The following is a 694-nucleotide window of genomic DNA, read 5'->3' as shown; positions in this document are numbered from 1 at the left end:
CCTCGCCGGCGCGCACCTCCACGCCCGGCATCGTGCGCCACGACGCGGTGTCGTCCGTGTCGCGCCGGCGCCACGCGACGCCGCCCGTCTCCGAGCTGCCGTAGACCTCCACCGGCGCGCGGCCCAGCAGGTCGCGGCAGGCCTGGAGCGCTTCGGCGGTGAGCGGCCCGCCGGAGGAGAACAGCCCGCGCAGGCTCCCACGCACGGAAGACCAGTCCAGCGTCGCCGGCAGCCGCTTCAGGTGCGCGGGGCTGGCCACCAGCAGGCCGGGCCCGGCCTGGAGCGCGGCCAGGATGTCCTCCGGATAGGGCAGGGCGAGCGCGTCGAACGGGCGGCCCGACGTCAGCGGCCACAGCACCCGGAACAAGAGGCCGTAGATGTGCTGGTGCGACACGGTGGCCAGCACCGGCACGTCCCCCACCTCCGCGTCGAACAGCGCGCCCAGCGTGGCGACCTCACTGGACAGCTGCGACAGGCGCTTGGGGATGGCGGTGGGCTCCCCGCTGGAGCCGACGTGTAGACGACCAGCGCCGCGAGCCCGGGGGACAGCGGCTGGAACGTGGCGGAGCGCCCGTCCTCGTTCATCGCCGGCGTGAGCGGCGTCAGGGCGCTCAGGGCGGTCAGGCCTTGGGGGGCCCGGCCCGCGAAGCCGTCCACGTGGGCCTTCAGCGCGTCCAGCGTGGCGGGGCGCGCG

Annotated in this window: 1 protein-coding gene; it reads right to left on the bottom strand. The window is 75.9% G+C overall.

The annotated features are described in order from the left end of the window. Positions 1-466, bottom strand: a 466-nt coding sequence (locus tag ACLEQD_RS44760) for an AMP-binding protein (RefSeq protein ID WP_410391973.1), incomplete at its 3' end; no start/stop codon positions are given. Positions 467-694: the final 228 nt, after the last annotated feature.

It is taken from the genome of Corallococcus sp. 4LFB (genome assembly GCF_046520365.1).
Taxonomy (GTDB): domain Bacteria; phylum Myxococcota; class Myxococcia; order Myxococcales; family Myxococcaceae; genus Corallococcus; species Corallococcus caeni.
Note: the sequence above shows the minus strand (reverse complement) of the source record. Positions and strands in the feature narration are given on the sequence as shown.